The organism is Modicisalibacter coralii, assembly GCF_004117855.1.
Lineage (GTDB): Bacteria > Pseudomonadota > Gammaproteobacteria > Pseudomonadales > Halomonadaceae > Modicisalibacter > Modicisalibacter coralii.
Genome location: NZ_QWBW01000008.1, coordinates 192,784 through 216,944 on the forward strand (window position 1 = coordinate 192,784; position 24,161 = coordinate 216,944).

The window sequence follows — 24,161 nt, forward strand, 5'->3', positions numbered from 1 at the left end:
TCATGCGGTCTGGGAGTGGGGAGCGGTATCGAGGAAGCCACGGCCGTCGTCCATCGGCTCGAGCCCGAAGTAGGCGGCGAGCGTCTGGCCGATGTCGGCGAAGGTCTCGCGCGCGCCCAGCGAGCCGGGGACGAGGCCGGCGCCCAGCGTCAGTACCGGGACGTGTTCCCGGGTGTGATCGCTGCCGGTCCAGGTCGGATCGCAGCCGTGGTCGGCGGTGAGGATCAGCAGGTCCTCGGGGGCGAGGCGCGCGAGCAGTTCCGGCAGCCGGGCGTCGAAGGCCTCGAGCGCCGCGGCATAGCCGGCGACGTCGCGGCGATGACCGTAGCGCATGTCGAAGTCGACGAAGTTGGTCATCGCCAGGGTGCGATCCTCGGCGCGCGCGACCTCGGCCAGGGTGGCGTCGAACAGCGCCGCGTGGCCGTCGGCCTTGATCTTGCGGGTGATGCCGCAGTGCGCGTAGATGTCGGCGATCTTGCCGATCGACACCACCTCGCCGCCGGCCTCGGCGAGCTTCTGCAGCACGGTGGGCGAGGGCGGCTCGACGGCGTAGTCGCGACGGTTGCCGGTGCGGTCGAAGGTCTCGGGCGTCTCGCCGACGAAGGGGCGGGCGATGACCCGGCCGATGTTGTAGGGTTCGAGCGCCTCGCGGGCCAGCTCGCACAGCCGATAGAGCCGCTCGAGGCCGAAATGGCGCTCGTGGGCGGCGATCTGGAACACCGAGTCCGCCGAGGTGTAGACGATCGGCTTACCGCTGGCGATGTGCTCGGCGCCGAGCCGGGCGATGATCTCGGTCCCCGAGGCGTGGCAGTTGCCGAGCACGCCGGGCAGGTCGGCGGCGTCGATCAGCCGCTCGAGCAGGTCGGCGGGAAAGCTCGCCTCGCGCTCCTCGAAATAGCCCCAGGCGAAGCGCACCGGCACGCCGGCGATCTCCCAGTGGCCGGAGGGGGTGTCCTTGCCGGTGGATATCTCCCGGGCATGGCCATGGGCGCCGATCACCTCGGCGGGCGGGGTGATGCCCTCGGCCCAGGCGCCGGTGCTCTCGTGGTGGGCGTGAAACAGCCCCAGGCGTGCCAGGTTGGGCAGCTGCAGCGGCCCCGAGCGGTCGGCGTTGTCGGCCTCGCCGCGCGCGCAGGCGGCGGCGATGTGGCCCAGGGTATCGGCCCCGGCGTCGCCGTAGGCCGCGGCATCCTCGGCCGCACCGATGCCGAAGGAATCGAGAACCAGCACGATGGCGCGTTTCATGACCTTTCCCCCTGCCCGGCAGGCGCGTCGTCCGGGCGAATGATCTCGTGAATCAGCGGGCGCGGCGCGCCGGGCTCGCCGAGGGTGACGGCGCGGCGCACGCGCTCGGCCGCCGCCGCGAAGTCCGCTTCGCTTCGCGCGTGGATGACGGCCAGCGGGCGTTCGCCGTCGACCGCCTCGCCGAGGGCGGCGATCTCGCTGAGGCCGACGGCGTGGTCGATCGCCGCGCCGGCGACGCGCCGGCCGCCACCCAGCTCGACCACCGCCATGCCCAGCGCGCGGGTGTCCATGGCGGCGACTCGGCCGGCCCGCTCGGCGTGCACCGCGCGAACGACCGGTGCCTCGGGCAGGTGCCGGTCGGTGGCCTCGACGATGTCGTGCGGCCCGCCGAGCCCCGCGACCATGCGCGCGAAGCGCTCGGCGGCGCCGCCGGAGGCCAGCGCGCGGTCGAGCCGTTCGCCGGCCTCGTCGTCGGCGGCGGCCAGACGGCCGGCCTTGAGCATCTCCACGGCCAGCGCCCGGGTGACCCGATACAAGCGGCTGTCGGCGGCCTCGCCGCGCAGCACGGCGAGCGCCTCGCGAACCTCGACGGCGTTGCCGGCGCTCGCCGCCAGCACCTGCTCCATGTCGGTGATCAGCGCGGTGGTCGGCGTGCCGGCGCCGGTGGCGATGGTGGCGATCGCCCGGGCCAGCGCCTGGGACTGGGCGTGCGTCGGCATGAAGGCGCCGTTGCCGGTCTTGACGTCCATGACCAGCGCCTCGAGCCCGCAGGCGAGCTTCTTGCCGAGGATCGAGGCGACGATCAGCGGGATCGACTCGACGGTGGCGGTGACGTCGCGGACCGCGTAGAAGCGCTTGTCGGCCGGGGCGAGTTGGCCGGTCTGACCGATGATCGCCACGCCGGCGTCACGCACCAGCTCGCGAAAGCGCGCCGGATCGGGAGTGACGTCGTAGCCGGGGATCGCCTCGAGCTTGTCCAGGGTGCCACCGGTGTGGCCCAGGCCGCGGCCCGAGATCATCGGCACGTGGGCGCCGCAGGCCGCCACCCAAGGGCCGAGGATCAGCGATACCACGTCTCCGACGCCGCCGGTGGAGTGCTTGTCGATCACCGGGCCGGGCAGGTCGAGCGTCGTCCAGTCGAGGACCTCGCCGGAGTCGCGGATCGCCTCGGTGAGGGCGATGCGTTCCGGCGTGGTCATGTCGTTGAGATAGACGGCCATGGCGAAGGCGCCGATCTGCTCGTCGCCCACACTGCCGTCGGCGATGCCGGTGACGAACCGGCGGATCGCCGCGGCGTCGAGTTCGCGGCCGTCGCGCTTGGCGCGGATGATCTCGGCGGTGAGCATCAGTAGCCTCCCGAGTGCGTCTCGCCGCTGCCCAGGTCGAGTGTCTCGAGCAGGTTGCCGAGCAGGCTCGAGGCGCCGAAGCGGAAGTGGGCCGGGGTGATCCAGGCGTCGCCCATCAGCTCGGCGGCCAGCGCCAGGTAGGTCGCGGCGTCCTCGGCGCTGCGCACGCCGCCGGCGGCCTTGAAGCCCACGTCGCGACCGCTGTCGCGGATCGCCGTGAGCATGATCTCGGCGGCCTCGAGGGTGGCGTTGACGGCCACTTTGCCGGTGGAGGTCTTGATGAAATCGGCGCCGGCCGCGATGGCGATGCGACTGGCCTGGCGGATCAGCGCGGGATCGGTGAGCTCGCCGCTCTCGACGATCACCTTGAGGCACTTGTCGCCGCAGGCGGCCTTGCAAGCGGCGACCAGCCGTTCGCCGACGCGCGCGTCGCCGGCCATCAGCGCGCGGTAGGGGAAGACCACGTCGACCTCGTCGGCACCCGCGGCGATGGCCTCGCGGGTCTCGCGCTCGGCGCGGGCGACGTCGTCGCTGCCGTCGGGAAAGTTGGTGACGGTGGCGATCCCGACCCGTCCGGCAAGGCCGGCGGCCTCGAGCGATCGGCGGGCGACGGCGATGAAACGCGGGTAGATGCACACCGCGGCGGGAGCGCCGGCCGGCGTGTCCGCCTGGCGGCACAGCGCGTCGATGCGCGTGTCATCGTCGTCGTCGTTGAGGCTGGTCAGGTCCATCAGGGCGAGAGCCCGACGAGCGACCTGCTGGATGTCTGTCATGAGTGGGTTCCGTGTTGGCATGGCGTGCAAATCGGGGGTGAAGCGTGCCCCGGCGGTCGCGTCATGGTCCCGAGGGACGCGACCGCCGGGTGAGGCCCGGCGTTCCCGGCGGGCGCTGGTGGTCATGGGTGGCGGCGGCTCAGCCGGCGAGGCTGATGAAGAAGCCGGCGATCACCGCGGACATCAGGTTCGAGAGGGTGCCGGCAAGCACCGCCTTGAGGCCGAAACTGGCGATCTCGTGGCGCCGGTTGGGCGCCATGCTGCCCAGCCCGCCGAGCAGGATGGCGATCGACGACAGGTTGGCGAAGCCGCACAGCGCGAACGACAGCACCGCCTTGGTGTGGGCGCTCATCGCCTCGCCGGTGGCGGCGACCACCTGCTCGCCGCTGATGTAGGGGGCGAGGTTGACGTAGGCAACGAACTCGTTGACCACCAGCTTCTGGCCGATGAAGGAGCCGGCCACGTTGGCCTCGTTCCAGGGAATGCCGAGCAGGAAGGCCAGCGGCGAGAACAGCCAGCCGAGGATCATCTCCAGGCTCAGGTCGTCCATGCCGAACCAGCCGCCGATGCCGCCGAGCAGGCCGTTGATCAGTGCGATCAGGGCGATGAAGGCGAGCAGCATGGCGCCGACGTTGGCGGCCAGCTGCAGGCCCGACGAGGCGCCGCCGGCGGCGGCATCGAGCACGTTGGACGGCTTGTCCTCGGCCTCGATCTGCTCGACGTGGGCGGTATCGTCGTCCGGCTTCTCGGTCTCGGGCATCAGGATCTTGGCGAACAGCAGCCCGCCCGGCGCGGCCATGAACGAGGCGGCCACCAGATACTCCATGGGGATGCCCAGCGCGGCATAGCCGCCCAGTACCGAGCCGGCCACCGAGGCCAGCCCGCCGCACATCACCGCGAACAGCTCGGAGCGGGTCATGTTGGCGATGAAGGGACGGACCACCAGCGGGGCCTCGGTCTGGCCGACGAAGATGTTGGCGGTGGCCGACATCGACTCGGTACGCGAGGTACCCAGCACCTTCTGCAGGGCGCCGCCGAGGATGCGGATCACCCACTGCATGATGCCCAGGTAATAAAGGACGGCGATCAGCGACGAGAAGAAGATGATCACCGGCAGTACCTTGATGGCGAAGATGAAGCCCACGCCGCTGCCCGGGTCGGCGAGGCTGCCGAACAGGAAGTTGATGCCGTCGTCGGCATAGGTCACCACCTGGCTGACCGCATCCGAGATGGTCTTGAGGACCGTCTGGCCGAAGGGCACGTAGAGCACGAAGGCGCCGACACCGGCCTGAATGGCGAAGGCACCGCCGACGGTGCGCAGGCGAATCGAGCGACGGCTGGAAGAAAACAGTACGGCGATCAGGATCAGCGTAGCCATCCCGACCAGACTCATGATTATTGTCATGGGGCGTCCCTAGTTGCAGCGTGACGATGAAGTGGCGACAGCCGAGGCGGCAAGCCTCGTCCGGCCGGGATTATAGGGGGTCGACGCACGGCGCGTCGCGGCCGGCGACAGGGGCGGTGACGCTGCACCGATGGCGGGAAGCGCCATCACGGCAGGCCGGGCAAGCGGGGCGATCATCGGGGGATCCTCGTGATTGTCGTTGTGATCTTCGGGACATGACGCCGGGGACGAGGTCGGGCGTCGAATGTCGGTGTTAGTAACCTAACAGTGAATGTTATTTTTATCACATTTTTAATCGCATCCCGTACGGGCTGTCAATCCGCCCAACGTCGGCACCGGCCGGGCGCTGGGCATTTGCCGGGATGTGCGCAACAATCGCTCGTGACGACGACCCAGCTCGAGGAGAGAAACGCCAATGAAGGGCCGCAGTGCATTGCGTCTGGCGCGTCTGCGCGAGGCGCTGGCCCAGGGGGGGACCCTGCATCTGTCCGACGCCGCGCGACTGTGCGGGGTCTCGGAGATGACCATTCGCCGCGACGTGGCCGCCAGCGAGGGCACCATGACCTTCCTGGGCGGCCGGCTGGTGATGGCCAACGATCCGCAGTTCGCGCCGCTCTACGACCTCGACGAGCAGAAGGGTAGCCACCCCCTGGCCAAGAAGCGTCTGTGTCAGCGGGCGGCGTCGTTCATCGAGGAGGGCGACACCCTGTTCATCGACTGCGGCACCACCCTGCTGCCGCTGGTGGGCATGCTCGCTCCGGAGCGACAGCTGACGGTGGTCACCTACGCCCTCAACGTGGCCAACGCGGTGAGTCATCTCTCCAATGTCCGGCTGGTGCTGCTCGGCGGGCTCTTCCATGCCGCCTCGTCGTCGTTCGAGAGCGACGACATGGCGGCGGCGATCCGCCGCCTGGGGATCAACAAGGCCTTCATTTCGGCGGCCGGGGTACACGTCGACAAGGGCGCCAGTTGTTTCCACTTCCACGAGGTGGGGCCCAAGCAGGCGGCGATCGCCAATGCCGAGCGGCGCATCCTGGTCGCCGACGACAGCAAGTTCGGCGTCGTGCGCCCGGCGTACTTCGCCACCCTCGACGAGTTCGACGTGATCGTCACCGACAGCGAGGCGGGGCGCCAGCTGTCGACCCGCGAATCCCGGGGCCTGCCACGGGTGATGATCGCCTGATCGGGAACCCGACGGGGAACGGTCTGTCATAGCGGGAGCGCCGGGGCCATCCGGCGTCGCTTTTCACGGTCGCTGCCTTATACTTTTGGCGTACTTTCGTCAAGATGCGCACCCCTGCGGCAAATCGTCCCTTCTCATTCATCAGCCATTCACAGACAATGCGCGCGTTCTGCGGCAAGGGCAGACCGGCCATCGACGCTCGCTGGATTTCCGCCAGCACGCCATCTCTGACAGCGTCTGCCGGACAGCGCTCCCGCCCTGTCGACTTGCCGAACAGGCGTCGTGGCAACCCGTTGTTGCGCTAGCCCCTCCCGCTAGGTGTACTGGCAACGGTCTCGGCCGATGGCCGTCTCCATGCTCTGACGAGGTCGTGAGATGAGGAAAAAGAAATACCCGCGTATTTTCAACATCTTGCCGCTTCTGCTGCCGCTATTGCTGAGTGGTTGCGGGTCGGCATTGATGGATCCCAAGGGGGAGATCGGCAACGAGCTCAAGTCGCTGATTCTGACGGCCTTCGGCTTGATGCTGATCGTCGTTATCCCGGTAATCGTGATGACGATCCTTTTCGCTTGGCGGTATCGTCATTCCAACCTGATGGCCAAGTACGCGCCGGAGTGGTCGCACTCCAACGCGATCGAAGTGGTCGTGTGGCTGATCCCCTGCGTGATCATCGTCTTCCTGGCGATCCTCACCTGGAACACCTCGCACTCGCTCGACCCGCACAAGCCGATCGCCGACAAGGAGGACACGCTGCAGGTCGAGGTCGTCGCGCTCGACTGGAAGTGGTTGTTCATCTATCCGGAGCAGGGTATCGCCACGGTCAACGAGCTCGCGCTGCCGGTGGACAAGCCGGTGCACTTCCGCGTGACCTCGGGATCGGTGATGAACTCCTTCATGGTGCCCGCGCTGGGTAGTCAGATCTATGCCATGGCCGGCATGGACAACGACGTCTACCTGGTTGCCAACGAGAAGGGCGTCTATACCGGTCGTTCCACCAACTTCAGCGGTGAAGGCTTCGCCGAGATGACCTTCGATACGCACGTCACGTCCGAGCAGGACTTCCAGGCGTGGGTCGACAAGGTGCGTGGCGGGGCGGATACCCTGGCGTACCCCGACGGGTACCGGAAGCTGGCCAAGCCGACCGAAGATGCACCGGTCCAGTACTTCTCGAGCGTTTCACCGGAACTCTATCAAGACATCATCGACAGCTTCCGTTACGGAAACGGTGGTCGCGACGAGCATGCCGGAGAGCATGGCGAAACGTCCATGAGCGCGGAGGCAGCGGAGTAACGTTATGTTCGGAAAACTCACTCTCGAGGCGATCCCGTTCCACGAGCCGATCATCATGGTCACGGCCACGGTGATCGCTCTCGTCGGCGCGCTGATCGTCGGCGGACTCACCTACTATCGCAAGTGGGGCTATCTGTGGTCGGAGTGGATCACCTCCATCGATCACAAGAAGATCGGCATCATGTATTTCCTGGTGGCGCTGGTCATGCTGATCCGCGGCTTCGCCGACGCGATCATGATGCGTACCCAGCAGGCCCTGGCCGCCGGCGGTGCCGAAGGCTATCTGCCGCCGCACCACTATGATCAGATCTTCACCGCCCACGGCGTGATCATGATCTTCTTCGTCGCCATGCCCATGGTCATCGGCCTGATGAACCTGGTGGTGCCGCTGCAGATCGGCGCGCGCGACGTGGCCTTCCCGTTCATGAACAACCTGAGCTTCTGGCTGTTCGCCGCGGGTGTCGTGCTGGTCAACATCTCGCTGGTGGTCGGCGAATTCGCCAAGACCGGCTGGCTGGCCTATGCGCCATTGTCGGAGTTGCAATACAGTCCGGGGGTCGGCGTCGACTACTGGATATGGGCGTTGCAGATATCGGGGATCGGCACGACCCTGACCGGTATCAACTTCTTCGTCACCATCATGAAGATGCGTACCAAGGGCATGAAGCTGTTCCGCATGCCGATCTTCACTTGGACCGCGCTGTGCGCCAACGTGCTGATCATCGCCTCGTTCCCGATCCTCACGGCGACCATCGCGATGCTGACGCTGGACCGCTATCTGGGCATGCATTTCTTCACGAATGACATGGGCGGCAACCAGATGATGTACGTCAACTTGATCTGGGCCTGGGGCCACCCGGAGGTGTACATCCTGATCCTGCCGGCCTTCGGTGTGTTCTCGGAGGTCATCGCGACCTTCTCCAAGAAGCGCCTGTTCGGCTACAACACCATGGTCTGGGCGACGGTGGCGATCACCTTCCTGTCGTTCATCGTCTGGCTGCACCACTTCTTCACCATGGGTGCCGGCGCTAACGTCAACGCCTTCTTCGGGATCGCCACGATGATCATCGCGATACCCACCGGCGTGAAGATATTCAACTGGCTGTTCACCATGTATCGCGGGCGGGTCCAGTTCACCTCCCCGGTGCTGTGGACCGTGGGCTTCATCATCACCTTCACCCTGGGTGGCATGACCGGTGTGATGCTGGCCGTGCCGGGTGCCAACTTCGTGCTCCACAACAGCCTGTTCGTGATCGCGCACTTCCACAACGTGATCATCGGCGGCGTGGTGTTCGGCATGTTGGCGGGTTACGCCTACTGGTTCCCCAAGGCGTTCGGCTTCAAGCTCGACGAGAAGTGGGGCAAGCGCAGTTTCTGGTGCTGGCTGGTCGGTTTCTACATGGCCTTCATGCCGCTGTACGTGCTGAGCTTCTACGGTGCCATGCGTCGCATGCAGTCCTACGAGAACACCGAGTGGCAGCCGCTGATGCTGGTCGCCTGGGTCGGTGCCTTCATCATCCTGCTGGGCATCGCCTGCACCGTGATCCAGTTGATCGTCAGTATCCGTGATCGCAAGAAGAACGCCGATCTCACCGGTGACCCGTGGGATGGCCGGACCCTGGAGTGGGCCGTGTCCTCACCGCCCCCGTACTACAACTTCGCGCATCTGCCGGAAGTCAACTCCATCGACCATTTCTGGGAGATGAAGAAGCAGGAAGGCTTCACCGCGCAGGCACCGACGCATTACAGCGACGTGCACATGCCGAAGAACACCGCGGCGGGTCCGATCATGGGCATCATCAGCATCGTGCTGGGCTTCGCTCTGATCTGGCACATCTGGTGGCTGGCCGGGCTGAGCGCCGCCGGGATGTTCGTGGCCTTCCTGATGCGGATCTTCAACGAGAACATCGACTACCACGTCCCCGCGGCGGAAGTCGAACGCATCGAGCGCGAGCACCATAAACGGCTGGAGATGCAGGCGTAATCATGGCAACCGATACTCTTACCAACCACGACGCTCATGCTCACGAGCATGAGCACCACGACGCCGGGGACACCAAGGTCTTCGGCTTCTGGATCTACCTGATGAGCGACCTGATCATCTTCGGGTCACTCTTCGCCGCCTATGCCGTGCTCTCGCCGAACACGGCCGGCGGCCCCACGCCGGGGGAGATCTTCGAACTGCCGTTCGTGCTGGTCGAGACCTTCCTGCTGCTGTTCAGTAGTTTCACGTACGGCATGGCCGTACTGGCGATGAACGACGACAAGGCCGCCCAGGTCCGCAACTGGCTGGTGATCACCTTCCTGCTGGGTGCCGGCTTCGTGGGGATGGAGATCTACGAATTCCATCACCTGATCGTCGAAGGCTTCGGTCCGGATCGCAGCGCCTTCCTGTCGTCGTTCTTCACCCTGGTCGGGACCCACGGGACCCACGTGACCTTCGGGCTGATCTGGATCCTGGTGATGGTCTATCAGGTTTCCACCAAGGGTCTGACCCCCACGACGCGGCCGCGGATCATGTGCCTGAGCCTGTTCTGGCACTTCCTGGACATCGTCTGGATCTGCGTGTTCACCATCGTCTATCTGATGGGAGTACTCTGATATGAGTGGTTCACACACCGCACCCGGTGGTGCCAGCCACGGCAGCACCAAGACCTACATCACCGGTCTGATCCTGTCGATCGTGCTGACGGTCATCCCGTTCGGCATGGTGATGAGCGGTGGCTTCAGCACCTCGGCGACCCTGATCACGATCCTGATCATGGCGGTGCTGCAGGTACTCGTGCAGCTGATCATGTTCATGCACCTGGACAGCAAGTCGGAAGAGGGCTGGAACCTGATCTCGATCGTCTTCGCGCTGTCCATCCTCGTGCTGATCGTCGGGGGTTCGATCTGGATCATGCACAATCTTATGATCAATACGATGTGAGCGACCTGATCGTGATGATCAAGCGCTACTATTCCCTGACCAAGCCGGGAATCATCTTCGGCAACCTGATCTCCGTGGCGGGGGGGTTCTTCCTCGCCTCGCGGGGGGACGTGGACTTCACGCTCCTGCTCGCCACGGTGGTCGGGCTGGCCCTGGTGATCGCTTCGGGATGCGCGTTCAACAACTACATCGACCGCGACATCGACCGTCTGATGGAGAGGACCCAGGATCGGGTCCTCGTCCAGGGGCTGGTCTCGCCGCGCGCCACGCTGGTCTTCGCCACGCTGCTGGGTATCGCCGGTTTCGCGGTCCTGTATTGGGGAACCAACCTTCTGGCCGTGCTGTTCGCGGCGCTCGGGTTCGGCGTCTACGTGGGGCTCTACAGCCTCTACCTGAAACGCCATTCGGTCTACGGCACCCTGGTGGGCAGCCTGTCCGGCGCCGCACCGCCGGTGGTCGGCTACGTCGCCGTGAGCAACCGGTTCGACCTCGGCGCACTGACCCTGCTGCTGATCTTCTGCCTGTGGCAGATGCCGCACTCGTACGCCATCGCCATCTTCCGCTTCAAGGACTATCGCGCGGCGTCGATTCCGGTACTGCCGGTGCTCAGGGGGGTGAAGACCGCCAAGCACTACATCACCGGCTACATCCTCGCCTTCCTGGCCGCCACGCTGATGCTGAGCCTCACCGGCTACGCCGGTTACGGCTATTTCATCATCGCCGCGGCCATGGGCGGCTACTGGCTGTACATGGCGCTGACCGGCTATCGTGCCGGCAACGACGAGGCCTGGGCGAAGAAGGTCTTCGTCTTCTCGATCTTCACCATCACCGCGCTGAGCGTGATGATGTCGATCGACTTCCAGTTGCCCGGCTCGCCGGTGCTGTGGACGTCGCTGCGCTGACGGCAGTGTCGCCCGGCTTCCCGTGCTCTCGAAAGCCATGCGCTCCGGCGTGTGGCTTTTTTCGTTGTCGCGGCAATGTGCCCGCTGTCTACACTGAGGGCAACGCGGGGACGGGCCTCGCGGTCTCGAGGAGGGAGCGAGATGAGCGACGAGGTCAGGATTCATCCGGTGGTTGACGAGGGCATGCCGCCGGCAAGCGACGACTTCGCGGGGGGCGCCCTGGTCTGCCACTGTGCCGAGCATCAGGTCGTGGTGGCGGTACACGAACAGTGCATGCACAACCACGTCTGTGGCTGCACGCGCTGCTGGAAGCCCGCCGGCGCGCTGTTCTCGATGGTTGCCGTGGTGCCGCGCGAGAGCGTCAGCGTGCTCGCCCACGAGGAAAAGCTCGAGATCGCCGACGAGCAGGCAGCGATCCAGCGTCACGCCTGCCGGGAGTGCGGCGTGCATCTGTTCGGACGCATCGAGGATACCGCGCATCCCTTCCACGGGCTCGACTTCATCCACCCCGAGCTTTCCCGCGAGACCGGCTGGGCGCCACCGACCTTCGCCGCCTATGTCTCGTCGATCATCGAGTCGGGGGCGGATCCGCAGAACATGGCCAATGTCCGCGCGCGTCTCGAGGAGCTCGGGCTCGAGCCCTACGACTGCCTGTCGCCGTCGCTGATGGACGCCATCGCCATCCATCGGGCGAAGGCCAATGGGGTGCTGGGCGGCGAGCGCGCCGCCTGAGCCGAAGCGGCTGCGCGGGACCGGAGGAAGCGGCCGGCCCCGCGCGTTAGCTCAGCCGGTAACGCGCTCCAGCGCGCGTTCCAGGGTGGCCACGCTGCGTTCGACGTCGTAGAGCTTGTCGAGGCCGAACAGGCCGATGCGGAAGGTGGCGAAGTCGTCACCTTCGTCGCACATCAGTGGCACGCCTGCGGCGACCTGCAAGCCGGCGTCCTTGAATCGGCCCGCGACGCCTGTATCGTCGGTGTAGCTGACCACCACCCCGGGGGCCTGGAAACCCTCGGCCGCCACGCTGGGGAAGCCGCGCTCGACGAGCCGGGCACGAACCCGCTCGCCAAGCGCCCACTGCGCCTCGCGCAGGCGCTCCAGCCCGTAGGCTTCGGCCTCGTGCATCACGTCGCGCAGCCGTGTCAGACCGTCGGTGGGCAGGGTCGCGTGGTAGGCGTGGCCACCGTTCTCGTAGGCTTCCATGATCGACAGCCACTTGCGCAGATCGGCGGCGAAGCTGGTGCTGGTGGTGGCATCGATGCGCCGCCGCGCCTCGGCACTCAGCATCACCAGGCCGCAGCAGGGTGATGCACTCCAGCCCTTCTGCGGGGCGCTGATCAGGATGTCGACGCCGGTGGCCTGCATGTCGACCCAGAGGGTGCCCGAGGCGATGCAGTCGAGGACCAGCAGCCCGCCGACCTCGTGGACGGCCTCGGCAAGGCGCCCGAGATAGTCGTCCGGCAGCAACATGCCGCAGGCGGTCTCGACGTGGGGCGCGAAGACCAGGTCGGGCCGCTCCTCGCGGATCGTCGCCACCACCGCGTCGATCGGCGCCGGGGCGAAGGGGGCCTGCGCGCCTTCGCCCTGACGGCGCGCCTTGAGGACGTGGCTGTCGGCGGGAATGTCGCCCATCTCGAAGATCTGCGTCCAGCGATAGCTGAACCAGCCGTTGCGGATCACCAGGCAGCGCCTGCCGGTGGCGAACTGGCGGGCCACCGCTTCCATGCCGAAGGTACCGCTGCCGGGGACGATGGCCACGGCGTCGGCCCGGTAGACGGCCTTCAGCGAGTGCGACAGGTCACGCATCACGCCCTGGAAGGCCTGCGACATGTGATTCAGCGAGCGGTCGGTATAGACCACCGAATACTCCAGCAGGCCGTCGGGATCGACATCGGGGAGCAGGCCGGGCATCATCGTTCTCCTGTTTCTGTATACAAAGTCTCAGGATATTCGCTGGCACCGGCTTCGGCCAGGCGTGATCCGCGTCTTTTTGCCCGGTCTGCAGATGATCATGCTGGCCTTCCCCGGCAAGGGCCTGTTCCGACCCTTGCCTTTCCCTTCGACCCGACGATGCGACGATGCCTCACTTGCGCGCCTATCTGCTGTTGCTCCTCGTGGTGGTCATCTTCACCGGCAACATCCTGGTGGGGAAGGCGCTGAGCAGCTTGCCGCCGCTCACCATCTCGTTCGGCCGCGTGGCGATCGCGCTGCTGGTGATGCTGCCGCTGGGCTGGTATCAGGCGCGGCGCGCCTGGCCTGCGTTCCGTCGCCACTGGAAGCCGCTGACGGGGCTGGCGCTGAGCGGTGTGGCATTCTTCAATGCGCTGATCTACCTCGCCCTGGGGCATACCTCCCCGACCAACGTGGCGATCCTCGAGAGCACCATTCCGGTGGTGACTTTGCTGTTCAGTTTCCTGCTGTTCGGCGAGCGTTTCCGCGGCGTTCAGTGGCTGGGCGTGGCGCTCTCCCTGGCCGGCGCCGTGGCTGTGATCACCTGTGGCGGGGCGGCGGGCTTCTCGCTGGACGGCGTCAATCGCGGCGATGCGGTGATGCTGCTGGCGGTACTGGTCTGGGTGGGCTATTCGCTGCTGGTCAAGTCGCACATGGCCAAGTTCCCGCGTTATGGCGGGCTGCTGGTCATGCTGGTGATCGCCAATCTGGTGATGGGCCCCCTGGCGCTGATCGAGAACCTGCTGCGTCCCGCGCCGCTGACGATTTCCCCGTCGCAGTGGCTGGGGCTGGCCTATCTGGGGATCTTCCCGTCGGTGGTGGCGTTGCTGCTGTATAGCCATGCCATCGGCGAGGTGGGGCCGACCCGCTCGGCGGTCTTTCTCAACCTGCTGCCGGTATTCACCATGCTCGGCGCCTGGTGGCTGCTGGGCGAGCGCATCCAGGCGGTGCAACTGGTCGGCAGCCTGGTGGTGATCGGCGGGGTGCTGCTGACGACCCGCGCACGTGCCTGACGGACGGGACTCATGACGCGAATCCAGGCAGCAAAGCGTGCAAGAACGCCGGGCAGAGCGACGCGTGCCGTGTGCGCCATGCGTCGCTCTCCCGGGGGTCAGGGCGTGGGCGTGTCGGTCGCCTTCTCGGCCTTCGCCGTGTCGCCCGCCACCTGACTGTACAGCGACGCCACGAGCCGGGCACGAGTGAAGAAGGTCTGCGGCGGCTCGGGCAGCGGGAAGGGCCGGCCGGCCAGCAGCAGCGATCCCGGCACGCCGGTGGGATCGCTGCGCAAGGCCTCCAGACGGGTGAAATCGACCAGGAAACGGTGGTCCTTCAGGGCCTGGTCGACGGCGGCCAGGACGTCCTCACGGGGCGGCGTGCCGACGCGGGAGTCGCCGCCGTGCTCGACCGGATAGGCCTGGGCGAAGAGCGTGCCGGCACCGTCCCAGCCGAGCTTGAAGGGCTGGTCGATGATGCGCACCGGGGTGCCGTCGGGAATCCGGTGGACGAGGTTTTCGATGTCCCGCGGCAACATGCGGATGCAACCGTGGGAGACCCGCATGCCCACCCCCTGCGGCCGGTTGGTGCCATGGATCATGTAGCCCGGCAGCCCCAGGATCATGGCGTACTCGCCCAGCGGATTGTCGGGCCCGGCCGGGACCACGCTGGGCAGCGGCCTGCCGTCCTCGGCGTGCTCCCGGGCGATGCTCTTCGGCGGATACCAGGCGGGGTCCTTGATCTTGGTCTCGATCCGGGTCGTGCCCAGCGGGGTCTGCCAGCCGGCCCGGCCGATGCCGATGGGGTAGGTCTCGACCCGGGGCGACTCGCCGTTGCGGGCCGGCGGGTAGTAGTAAAGCCGCATCTCGGCGAGATTGATCACGATCCCTTCGCGGGGCCCCGGGGGCAGGATGAAGCGGGTCGGTACCACCACCTGGGTGCCTTCGCCGGGGACCCAGACATTGACGTCGGGGTTGGCCAGGCGCATGGCCTCGTAGCCGATCCCGTAGCGCTGGCCGATATCGATCAGGGTGTCTTCGGCCTTGGCCTCGACGGTCTGCACCCGGCCGACGATGTCGCCCGATTCGGGCAGCGGATAGCGGCCCACCGAGGCGTTGGCGGGTTTCGCCGCTGTCGGGGCCTGCTCGGCAGGCGGGTTGCCTTCCGCGCCTTGCGGGGGCGGGGTCTGGGCCATGGCCAGTCCCGGCCATACCACGCCGAGTATCAGGCTCGTCAGTAATCGTCGCAGTCTTGCTCGCATCCGTGTGTCCTCGATCCTTCTCGGGTCGGCCATCCAGAGAGCGTACGCTAAACCAAGGCGCCGGTCGGGTCCATGGCCAATCCACCGGGCATTGAGTCTGTAGCCACTACAGACAATATCCTCGTCGATCATCAGGCGGTCAGCGACACGAGGGTGTTAACCAATGGCGGAAACCGAACCGGTCATGGCAGACCATCACGAATGGCATGTCGACGGCATGGATTGTCCGAGCTGCGCCGGCAAGATTCGTGGCGCGCTGGAGAGGTTGCCCGGCGTCGAGGACATTCGCGTCTCGGTGATCAACGAGACGCTGTCCCTGTCATTGGACGGGTCGCGGATCTCGCCCGAGAGGGTCACGGCGACGGTGCGCCAGTTGGGTTACCAGGCAACGCCAAGCAGCGAGACGCCGCCGGATCCGGCGGCGGAAGAAGAGACCCGCTCGCGCTGGTACGCCACCGGCAAGGGCAGGCTGGCGCTGGCCAGCGGCGGGGCGCTGGCCGCTGCGACGCTGTTGCGATTGTTCACCGACGAGACGCTGGCCTATTGGGGCTTCTTCGCCGCCTGTCTGGTGGGGCTGGTGCCGATCGCCCGGCGCGCGCTGACCTCCGCCCGGGCCGGCATGCCGTTCACCATCGAGATGCTGATGACCATCGCCGCGGGCGGGGCGCTGATCATCGGTGCCGCCGGGGAGGCGGCGCTGGTGATCTTGCTGTTCTCGGTCGGCGAGATTCTCGAAGGGGTGGCCGCCGATCGGGCACGGGCCGGGATTCGCTCGCTGGCCGATCTGGTGCCGCGCAGCGCCCGGCTCGAAACCGCGCCCGGCGAGACCCGCACCGTCGATGCGGCCCATCTCAAGGTCGGCCAGGTCGTGGTGGTACGCCCCGGCGATCGGATCCCCGCCGACGGCGCGATCCTCGAGGGACGCTCGGCGATCGACGAGTCGCCGGTGACCGGGGAATCGGTGCCCCGGTCCAAGGACGTCGACGATGCCGTCCATGCCGGATCGATCAACCACGACGCCGTGCTGCGCATTCGCGTGACCCGGCCGCCCGAGGACAACACCATCGCCCGGATCATCCGTCTGGTCGAGGAAGCCCAGGAGGCCCGCGCGCCCACCGAGCGGTTCATCGACCGCTTCAGCCGTATCTACATGCCGGTGGTGGTGGGCATCGCGGTGCTGGTCGCCGTGGTTCCGCCGCTGGCCGTGGGCGGTGGCTGGAGCGAATGGGTCTATCGCGCCCTGGCACTGCTGCTGATCGGCTGTCCCTGCGCGCTGGTGATCTCGGTGCCGGCGTCGATCGCCTCGGCGCTGTCGGTGGGCACGCGCCGCGGCTTGCTGCTCAAGGGCGGGGCGGTGATCGAGGCGACCGCACGGGCCAGCGTGGTGGCCTTCGACAAGACCGGCACCCTGACCGCCGGGCAGCCGGTGGTCACCGACGTCGTCGCGGTCGACGCAGCGGGCGACGCCGATGCCGTCGCCACGCTGGCCGCGAGCCTCGAGCAGGGCTCCAGCCACCCGCTGGCCGAGGCGATCCTCCAGCATGCCCGGACGCGGGGGCTGTCGCTGACCCGGGTGAGCGAGTCGAAGGCTATCGCCGGTCACGGCGTCGAGGGGCGTATCGATTCGTGCCGTGTCTGCGTCGTCTCGCCGCGTTACGCCGCGGAGCAGGGCGTGTTGCCCGAGCCGCTGAGATCGCGCATCGCCGCCCTCGAGGCGGCCGGCAAAACGGTCGTGGTGGTGGTCGACGGCGATACAGCGATAGGCCTGATCGCGCTGCGCGACGAGCCCCGACAGGACGCCATCGAAGGGGTGCGTGCGCTGGAGGCCATGGGGGTGCGCGCGCTGATGCTCACCGGCGACAACCCGCGGACCGCGGCGTCGATCGCCGGGGCGATCGGGCTCGAGCATCGCGCCGGGCTGCTGCCCGACGACAAGGTAACGATGATCCGCGAGCTCGTCGCCCGCGAGCGGGTGATGATGGTCGGCGACGGCATCAATGACGCCCCGGCGCTGGCCGCCTCGCACGTCGGCGTGGCGATGGGCTCGGGCACCGACGTGGCGCTGGAGACCGCCGACGGCGCCCTGCTGCGCAACCGGGTGAGCGACGTCGCGGCGATGATCGGCCTGGCCCGCGAGACCATGGCCAACATCCGCCAGAACATCGTCATCGCCCTGGGCCTCAAGGGAGTCTTCCTGATCACCACCGTGCTGGGGATCACCGGGCTGTGGCTGGCGATCCTCGCCGACACCGGGGCGACCGTGCTGGTCACGCTCAATGCGTTGCGGCTGTTGCGGGCCCGCTCCGGCGCAGAGGCGTCGCAGTCACCGGCGCAAGGGGAAGCACTGGCGAGTGGTGCGCCGGCCAGGGCCTGAACCGGCGCTTGTCAAGCGTGTGTGGAAAACTGGACAGCAAGCGCCGCATCGGTTCATGCCGGTGCGGCGCTGTTCATCCGGGGGAAGAAGGGGCTCAGACCTCCCTGTACAGCTCGGCGCCCTGGTTGCGGAACTTCTCGGCCTGTTCGGCCATGCCGCGCTCGATCGCCTCGCGATCGCCCTCCAGGCCCTTGTCCCTGGCGTAGTCTCGGACTTCCTGGCTGATCTTCATCGAGCAGAACTTGGGCCCGCACATCGAGCAGAAGTGGGCCACCTTGGCGGAGTCCTTGGGCAGGGTCTCGTCGTGGTACTCGCGGGCGGTGTCGGGGTCCAGCCCTAGGTTGAACTGATCCTCCCAGCGGAACTCGAAGCGCGCCTTGGACAGCGCGTTGTCGCGACGCTGGGCGGCCGGGTGGCCCTTGGCCAGGTCGGCGGCGTGGGCGGCGATCTTGTAGGTGATGATGCCGGTCTTGACGTCGTCCTTGTTGGGCAGGCCCAGATGCTCCTTGGGCGTGACGTAGCAGAGCATGGCGCAGCCGTACCAGCCGATCATCGCCGCGCCGATGCCCGAGGTGATGTGATCGTAGCCGGGGGCGATGTCGGTGGTCAGCGGCCCCAGGGTGTAGAAGGGCGCCTCGTCGCAGGCTTCGAGCTGCTTGTCCATGTTCTCCTTGATCAGGTGCATGGGCACGTGGCCGGGGCCCTCGATCATCACCTGCACGTCGTGGCGCCAGGCGATGCGGGTCAGCTCGCCCAGGGTCTCGAGTTCGGCGAACTGGGCGGCGTCGTTGGCGTCGGCCACCGAGCCGGGGCGCAGGCCGTCGCCCAGCGAGAAGGCCACGTCGTAACGCTGGCAGATCTCGCAGATCTCCTCGAAATGGGTATAGAGAAAGCTCTCCTGGTGGTGGTAGAGACACCACTTGGCCATGATCGAGCCGCCCCGCGACACGATACCGGTGGTGCGCCTGGCCGTGAGCGGCACGTAGCGCAGCAGCACGCCGGCGTGGATGGTGAAGTAGTCCACGCCCTGTTCGGCCTGCTCGATCAGGGTGTCGCGGAAGATCTCCCAGGTCAGGTTCTCGGCCACGCCGCCGACCTTTTCCAGGGCCTGGTAGATCGGCACGGTGCCGATTGGCACCGGCGAGTTGCGCACGATCCACTCGCGGGTTTCGTGGATGTTCTGCCCGGTGGAGAGATCCATGATGGTGTCGGCGCCCCAGCGGATGCCCCAGGTCATCTTGTCGACCTCGTCCTCGATGGAGGAGGTCACCGCCGAGTTGCCCAGGTTGCCGTTGATCTTCACCAGGAAGTTGCGGCCGATGATCATCGGCTCGGATTCCGGGTGATTGATGTTGCAGGGGATGATCGCCCGGCCGGCGGCCACCTCGTCGCGCACGAACTCGGGGGTGATCTCTTCCGGCAGGCGGGCGCCGAAGCCCTGCCCCGGGTGCTGGTGGCCGAGAATCCGCTCGACCTCCTCGCTGCCCAGCACCTGACGACGCTGGTTCTCGCGAATGGCGATGAACTCCATCTCGGGCGTGACGATGCCCTGGCGGGCGTAGTGCAACTGGGTGACGTTGCGGCCTTCCTTAGCCCGCCTTGGCGCGCGGGTCAGCTCGAAACGCAGCGGGGCGAGCCGCGGGTCGTTGGCGCGGCGGCGGCCGTACTCGGAGGTCGGGCCGTCGAGGAACTCGGTATCGTCGCGGGCCTCGATCCAGGCGCGGCGCAGCTCGGGCAGGCCGCGGCGCAGGTCGATGGCGGCATCCGGGTCGGTGTAGGGGCCGGAGGTATCGTAGACCAGCAGCGGCGGATTCTGCTCATCCGGGGCCTCGCCGGATGTCTGGGTCGGGGACAGCGTGATCTCGCGGAAGGGGACACGGATATCGGGCCGCGAGCCCTCCACGAAAACCTTGCGTGAACCGGGCAGTGGGGCCACGGCGGCGGCATCGACACGCGCGGTTTCGGCCAGGGCGTTGTCGGTCAGGGTCGTTCGGGTCATGGTTGTGCTCCACACGGTCTGGGCGGCGCACAGCGTAGGCGGGAAGGGGCCTGGAGGGGACGGGCAGGCGGATCCTTCGCTTGATCCCTACGCCGGTACTAGCCGGATCAGGTTCATCGGGATCCACCGTGATGCCCGTGGGCATAGGGTGATCTCAGCCGGTTCCACCGGCACCCCGTCAAGCGTCGCGCGCGCAAGGCGCGCAGGCAGAGAGCAGTCTGGGCCAGGGTCGTGAAGGGGTCAAGCGGCCGGGGGCGGGCTTCGCCGGCCGAAAGTGGCCGGTCGCGATCTGGCGTTGCGGTACGATGGGCGTCGATCCGATCATCATGCCGGGAGCCCGCCATGCCGCTGGATGCCTCGCTACGCCTGTTGCTGCTTTCCGCCCTGTGGGGCGCGAGCTTTCTGTTCATGCGCATCGCCGCCCCAGCACTGGGCGCGTTTTCCACCGCCTTTCTGCGGGTGTTTCTCGGTGCGCTGGGGTTGCTGGCGATCCTTGCCCTTTGGCGCGTGCCGTGGCGCTTTCAGGGCCGGGCAAGGGCCGCGCTGCTGATCGGCGTGATCAATTCCGGTATTCCTTTCGCGATGTTCTGTCTCGCCGCCCAGGTGCTGCCGGCCGGCTATTCGGCGATGTTCAACGCCACCACGCCGTTGATGGGCGTGCTGCTCGGCGCGGCCTTCTTCGCCGAAGCGATGACCCGCGAGCGGCTGCTCGGTGTGTCCCTGGGCGTGGTGGGTGTCGGCGTGCTGGTCCAGGCCGGCCCGGTGCCGGTGAGCTGGCAACTGCTGGGCGGCGCGCTGGCCTGCCTGGTGGCAGCCAGCTGTTACGGCCTCTCGGGCTTTCTGGTCAGGCGCTACATCGCCGAGCGCGGCGGGCTGGATTCGCGTCTGCTGGCGCTGGGCTCCCAGCTCGGCGCCAGCCTGGCGCTGGCGCCCCTGATGCTGGTCGAGACCGCGACCCGGCCGTCGCTTGGGGCCTGGGCGCAGCCCGACATCTGGGCGGCAATGCTGGTACTGGGGCTGGCCTGCACGGCGCTGGCCTACCTGCTCTACTTTCGCCTGCTGCAGGACCTGGGGCCGGTCAAACCCCTGACCGTGACCATGCTGGTACCGGCGTTCGGCGTGCTGTGGGGCGCGCTGTTCCTCGACGAGCGGGTGACGCCGGCGCACGGCATCGGCGGCGCGCTGATCGCCCTGGCGCTGTGGCTGATCCTCTTCAAGCGGGCGCCGCGGCGTGACCTCGGGGCAGGGCAGAAACAATGAGACAAAGACGACGGGAGCGAAGCGACGGCGCAGGCCGCGTTGTGCGTGCGGCTCGGCCGGTCTCGAGTGCCGGCGCTCGTCGTGTGGCGTGTATTGTGGAGTCATGCCATGAGACGAGAGAGGGGCCGGCCGTGGGCAGGTCGATAATAATATAAAAACACAAGGTATGTGATGTGGTTTCGAACTTCGTGAACCGCTGACCGTTTGATTAAGGTTTAACGGTTCATTGCTCTATCGGTTCTTGTGACAAGGGCCCGGTGTAGTTATCGCGCTTCAAGAAGCCAAATAATAGCCATGCTTTATGGAATCCGTGAAGTTCTGAACGTTCGTTTAACTTGACGGTACTTTGTAATATGCTTCGATGCTTCAATTGGTGACGAGAATGGATAATTGATCAGTAATTTCTCGATTGTCGGGTGGGGCGCTTATCGACCTCGTTGTGTGATGTCATCGCGCCAGCTTGACGCGCGTTACGGTCTCGACCCCGGTTCGACAGAACGCCAGTTTGGCATTGCCGCGCGGCATGTGGCGGGCGAGGAGGAAACGACGTCGATGATGGCCGCCGAGGCGGCACGGGCGGCGTTGGATGGCGCGGGCTGGGGGGATGATCGACCAGACGTGATCATCGGTGCATGCGGGGTGATGGAACAGCCGATCCCCTCGACGGCGGTACTGGTGCAGAACCGTCTTGGTCTCGGTCACTCGGGTGTTCCCAGTTTCGATGTCAATCAGACCTGTCTGTCATTCATGGCGGCATTCGATATTGCTGCCATGGGAATGGCATGTGGGCGTTGGAATCGCGCACTGCTTTTTGCGAGTGATATCGCGTCGGCCGGGCTCGACCCTGATGTCCGCAAGACGAGCTCCATCTTTGGCGATGGGGCAGCAGCGCTGGCGATCGAGGCCGCGCCGGGCGAACCGTGCGGCATGCTGTCGAGTGCGACGGTCACGCATGGCGCTCATCAGGAACTCGCGCGGCTTCGTGCCGGAGGAACGCGATTGCGTGTCGAAGAAGGCTACGAGGCGCTGATTGCCGGCTCCTATTTCGAGATGGATGCCTTCGGCATTTTCAAGGCCGCTGCCAAGTTGCTGCCCGGCGTCATTGAGCGGGCACTCACGCAGGCGGGAATCGATCGTGATGCTCTCGCCTGTGTGGTGTGTCATCAGGCCAGCGCTCCGGGTGTCGAGCATGTCAGACGACTTTTCGAGCCTCGGGGAGAGCGTGTAATCACGATCTTTCCAGAGACCGGCAACCAGATAGCCGCCTCGATACCCAGCGTGCTTGCTCACGTGCTCACCCAAGGGCTCGCCGGGCCGGGCGATCCGATACTGCTGCTCGGCACTGCCGCTGGCGTCAGTGCCAGCGCGATGGTCATCCGGTTATGAGCCGTCGGCGCATACTCATTACCGGGGCCACCGGCGGTCTGGGCAAGGCCTTGGTGCGTGAAGCGCTGAGACGTGGGCACGAGGTGCGCGCCGTGGGCCGGTCGGAGTCGGCGGGAGAGGCACTGAGAGCCTTGGGGGCAGAATTCGTCGTGGCCGATCTTGCGGGTGCGGATGTCGACCTCGCCGAGTTGAGCGAAGGCGTCGATAGCGTGATTCATGCGGCGGCCCTGTCGGCGAGCTGGGGGCCACGTCGGGCCTTCGAGACCAACAACGTCCTCGTGACCGAACGTCTGCTCGAAGCGGCTGCCGGCTCGGGCGTGGCCCGTTTCGTGTTCGTCTCGTCTCCGTCCATTTTCGCGACCTTTGGCGATCGGCTCTCGATCGGCGAGCATGACTCGCCTGCCTCCCGACCTCTCAATCATTACGCGCGTACCAAGGCCATCGCGGAACGCCGGGTGCTGTCTCCTCGCGAGGATGCCATGGCCTGCTGCGCAATTCGGCCACGCGCGCTGGTCGGCCCCGGCGACCGCGTGATTCTGCCGAGTCTGGCCGAACTTGCCGGCCGCCGGCGGATGCCGCTTCCCCGCGGGGGTCGGGCACTGATCGAATTGACCGACCTGCGTGATGCGGCCTGGTCCATCTGTGAAGCGGAAGCGCGCGCGCCCGGGCTGGCCGGCAAGGCGATCAATGTATCGGGAGGCGTGCCCCTCGCCGTGGCAGACATTGCCCGATGGCTCACCGCCGCGTTGAACGTGTCACCACGTCTCGTTCCGCTGCCACTGCGTGTCGCCCAGGGTATCGCCGTCTCACTGGAAGCGCTTGCCTGGTTGAGCCGGTCCCGGCGTGAGCCGGCACTGACGCGTTACAAGCTGGCGACCCTGGCCTACTCGCAGACCTTCGACCTCGAGCCTGCCCGACGGCTGCTGGGATACCGGCCTCGATACGCTGCCCTCGACACGCTGCTGGCCGAAGCGCGGCAGATCGCTTCCCCCCGGGGGGCGCCTTGATTCGCGTCGGTTTTCGCTGGCTCGAACGCGGTTCGTGTCGTCATCCGGAGCGTGCCACGATCTCGAAGGGGAGTCTGTGCCCGGTCGACTTTCCCGCCCTCGTCGGCGTGATCGAGCATCCCGAGCGGGGCCTGTTTCTGTTCGATACGGGCTATGACAGCGCCTTCATCGAAGCCACCACACCGTTTCCCGAACGGCTCTACCGCTGGGCGACCCCCGTCGATATCGGTGCAGGACAGCAATGGAAGACCTGGCTCGACGAGCATGGCATCGACGAGGACCGGATCGCGGGAACCATCGTTTCGCACTTTCACGGCGATCACGTTGCCGGAATCGGGCATCTTGCCTGGCGCCCGGTCTATTGCGCACGTGCCGGGCTTGATGCGCTGCGCCGAACCGGTCGTTTCGCCGGGGTCCGGCGGGGCCTGCTACCGGCCCTGGTGCCTCGTGCGGTCGATGCCAACGCCCGCTTTTTCGAAGATTCACCGGTCAGGCGCTTGCCCGGTGGGTTCGCGCCATTCACCACGGGGCACGACATTCTGGGCGATGGGAGCCTGTTCGCCGTGGAATTGCCGGGGCATTGTATCGGTCATTGGGGGCTTGCCTTGCGTACCACTCGGGACCGCCAAGTGCTGCTCGCGGGCGATGCCGTGTGGCTGGGCAAGTCCATACGCGAGGGGCGGCCGCCGCCGTTCGTCACCACTGCGCTGCTGGGCAACACACGGCGTTATCGCGCCACGCTACAGGCGCTGATCGCGGCCGACAGGGGCAATCGTGAATTGACCATATTGCCCTCCCACTGTGCCGATAGCGCATCGAGGTTTCGCGAGAGTCATGCGGATTGATCGAGTCTTCCTGTCC

Annotated in this window: 20 protein-coding genes and 1 riboswitch; of the genes, 13 read left to right on the top strand and 7 right to left on the bottom strand. The window is 66.7% G+C overall.

Features of this window, described 5'->3' with window-relative positions:
• The 4 genes from D0901_RS04380 to D0901_RS04395 all read right to left on the bottom strand — a co-directional run bounded on the left by D0901_RS04380 (position 1) and on the right by D0901_RS04395 (position 4,769).
• On the bottom strand, positions 1–1,245 hold the full coding sequence (locus D0901_RS04380; RefSeq protein ID WP_129139078.1) for a phosphopentomutase: 1,245 nt from the start codon (positions 1,243–1,245) through the stop codon (positions 1–3).
• A complete protein-coding gene (gene deoA, locus D0901_RS04385) occupies positions 1,242–2,591 on the bottom strand; it encodes a thymidine phosphorylase (protein WP_129139079.1) in 1,350 nt (449 codons plus the stop codon). Before deoA ends, D0901_RS04380 begins: the two co-directional genes overlap by 4 nt.
• On the bottom strand, positions 2,591–3,364 hold the full coding sequence (deoC, locus tag D0901_RS04390; protein WP_129139080.1) for a deoxyribose-phosphate aldolase: 774 nt from the start codon (positions 3,362–3,364) through the stop codon (positions 2,591–2,593). Before deoC ends, deoA begins: the two co-directional genes overlap by 1 nt.
• A gap of 139 nt (positions 3,365–3,503) precedes the next feature.
• Positions 3,504–4,769 carry a NupC/NupG family nucleoside CNT transporter gene (locus D0901_RS04395; RefSeq protein ID WP_129139081.1) on the bottom strand — a complete coding sequence of 422 codons (1,266 nt, stop codon included), beginning with the start codon at positions 4,767–4,769 and terminating at the stop codon, positions 3,504–3,506.
• Positions 4,770–5,184: 415 nt separating this feature from the next.
• Here D0901_RS04395 and D0901_RS04400 point away from each other — a divergent pair, with 415 nt between their 5' ends.
• The 7 genes from D0901_RS04400 to gfa all read left to right on the top strand — a co-directional run bounded on the left by D0901_RS04400 (position 5,185) and on the right by gfa (position 11,805).
• Positions 5,185–5,952 carry a DeoR/GlpR family DNA-binding transcription regulator gene (locus D0901_RS04400; RefSeq protein ID WP_129139082.1) on the top strand — a complete coding sequence of 256 codons (768 nt, stop codon included), beginning with the start codon at positions 5,185–5,187 and terminating at the stop codon, positions 5,950–5,952.
• Between the two features lie 375 nt (positions 5,953–6,327).
• Positions 6,328–7,242 (top strand): ubiquinol oxidase subunit II, encoded by a 915-nt coding sequence (gene cyoA, locus D0901_RS04405; RefSeq protein ID WP_129139083.1) that lies wholly within the window; start codon positions 6,328–6,330, stop codon positions 7,240–7,242.
• Positions 7,243–7,246: 4 nt separating this feature from the next.
• A complete protein-coding gene (cyoB, locus tag D0901_RS04410) occupies positions 7,247–9,226 on the top strand; it encodes a cytochrome o ubiquinol oxidase subunit I (protein WP_129139084.1) in 1,980 nt (659 codons plus the stop codon).
• A 2-nt stretch (positions 9,227–9,228) separates the two neighbouring features.
• A complete protein-coding gene (locus tag D0901_RS04415) occupies positions 9,229–9,843 on the top strand; it encodes a cytochrome o ubiquinol oxidase subunit III (protein ID WP_129139085.1) in 615 nt (204 codons plus the stop codon).
• Position 9,844: 1 nt separating this feature from the next.
• Positions 9,845–10,171, top strand: a complete 327-nt coding sequence (cyoD, locus tag D0901_RS04420; RefSeq protein ID WP_129139086.1) for a cytochrome o ubiquinol oxidase subunit IV — start codon at positions 9,845–9,847, stop codon at positions 10,169–10,171.
• A gap of 14 nt (positions 10,172–10,185) precedes the next feature.
• A complete protein-coding gene (gene cyoE / locus D0901_RS04425) occupies positions 10,186–11,073 on the top strand; it encodes a heme o synthase (protein WP_129139190.1) in 888 nt (295 codons plus the stop codon).
• A 141-nt stretch (positions 11,074–11,214) separates the two neighbouring features.
• Positions 11,215–11,805, top strand: a complete 591-nt coding sequence (gene gfa, locus D0901_RS04430) for an S-(hydroxymethyl)glutathione synthase (RefSeq protein WP_129139087.1) — start codon at positions 11,215–11,217, stop codon at positions 11,803–11,805.
• Positions 11,806–11,856: 51 nt separating this feature from the next.
• Here gfa and D0901_RS04435 read toward each other — a convergent pair whose 3' ends face one another.
• The gene (locus D0901_RS04435) at positions 11,857–12,981 is read right to left on the bottom strand and encodes an aminotransferase class V-fold PLP-dependent enzyme (protein WP_129139088.1); all 1,125 of its coding nucleotides are present in this window, start codon (positions 12,979–12,981) and stop codon (positions 11,857–11,859) included.
• Between the two features lie 167 nt (positions 12,982–13,148).
• Here D0901_RS04435 and D0901_RS04440 point away from each other — a divergent pair, with 167 nt between their 5' ends.
• Positions 13,149–14,033 (top strand): DMT family transporter, encoded by an 885-nt coding sequence (locus D0901_RS04440; protein ID WP_129139089.1) that lies wholly within the window; start codon positions 13,149–13,151, stop codon positions 14,031–14,033.
• A gap of 98 nt (positions 14,034–14,131) precedes the next feature.
• Here D0901_RS04440 and D0901_RS04445 read toward each other — a convergent pair whose 3' ends face one another.
• Positions 14,132–15,208 (bottom strand): L,D-transpeptidase family protein, encoded by a 1,077-nt coding sequence (locus D0901_RS04445; protein WP_129139090.1) that lies wholly within the window; start codon positions 15,206–15,208, stop codon positions 14,132–14,134.
• Between the two features lie 250 nt (positions 15,209–15,458).
• Here D0901_RS04445 and D0901_RS04450 point away from each other — a divergent pair, with 250 nt between their 5' ends.
• A complete protein-coding gene (locus tag D0901_RS04450; protein ID WP_233440351.1) occupies positions 15,459–17,648 on the top strand; it encodes a heavy metal translocating P-type ATPase in 2,190 nt (729 codons plus the stop codon).
• 94 nt (positions 17,649–17,742) lie between these two features.
• On the opposite strand, the gene thiC is transcribed toward D0901_RS04450, so the two are convergent.
• A complete protein-coding gene (gene thiC / locus D0901_RS04455; protein WP_129139091.1) occupies positions 17,743–19,647 on the bottom strand; it encodes a phosphomethylpyrimidine synthase ThiC in 1,905 nt (634 codons plus the stop codon).
• Positions 19,648–19,714: 67 nt separating this feature from the next.
• Positions 19,715–19,835: riboswitch (TPP riboswitch) on the bottom strand.
• A gap of 154 nt (positions 19,836–19,989) precedes the next feature.
• On the opposite strand from thiC, the gene D0901_RS04460 reads away from it, so the two are divergent.
• The 4 genes from D0901_RS04460 (at position 19,990) to D0901_RS04475 (ending at position 24,145) form a co-directional block, all read left to right on the top strand.
• Positions 19,990–20,907 carry a DMT family transporter gene (locus tag D0901_RS04460; protein ID WP_129139092.1) on the top strand — a complete coding sequence of 306 codons (918 nt, stop codon included), beginning with the start codon at positions 19,990–19,992 and terminating at the stop codon, positions 20,905–20,907.
• Between the two features lie 390 nt (positions 20,908–21,297).
• A complete protein-coding gene (locus D0901_RS04465; protein WP_129139093.1) occupies positions 21,298–22,293 on the top strand; it encodes a 3-oxoacyl-[acyl-carrier-protein] synthase III C-terminal domain-containing protein in 996 nt (331 codons plus the stop codon).
• Entirely contained in the window at positions 22,290–23,300 is a 1,011-nt protein-coding gene (locus D0901_RS04470) for an NAD-dependent epimerase/dehydratase family protein (RefSeq protein ID WP_129139094.1), read from the top strand. The genes D0901_RS04465 and D0901_RS04470 overlap by 4 nt, the downstream gene beginning before the upstream one ends.
• Positions 23,297–24,145 (top strand): MBL fold metallo-hydrolase, encoded by an 849-nt coding sequence (locus D0901_RS04475; RefSeq protein WP_129139095.1) that lies wholly within the window; start codon positions 23,297–23,299, stop codon positions 24,143–24,145. Before D0901_RS04470 ends, D0901_RS04475 begins: the two co-directional genes overlap by 4 nt.
• The last annotated feature ends 16 nt before the right edge of the window (positions 24,146–24,161 follow it).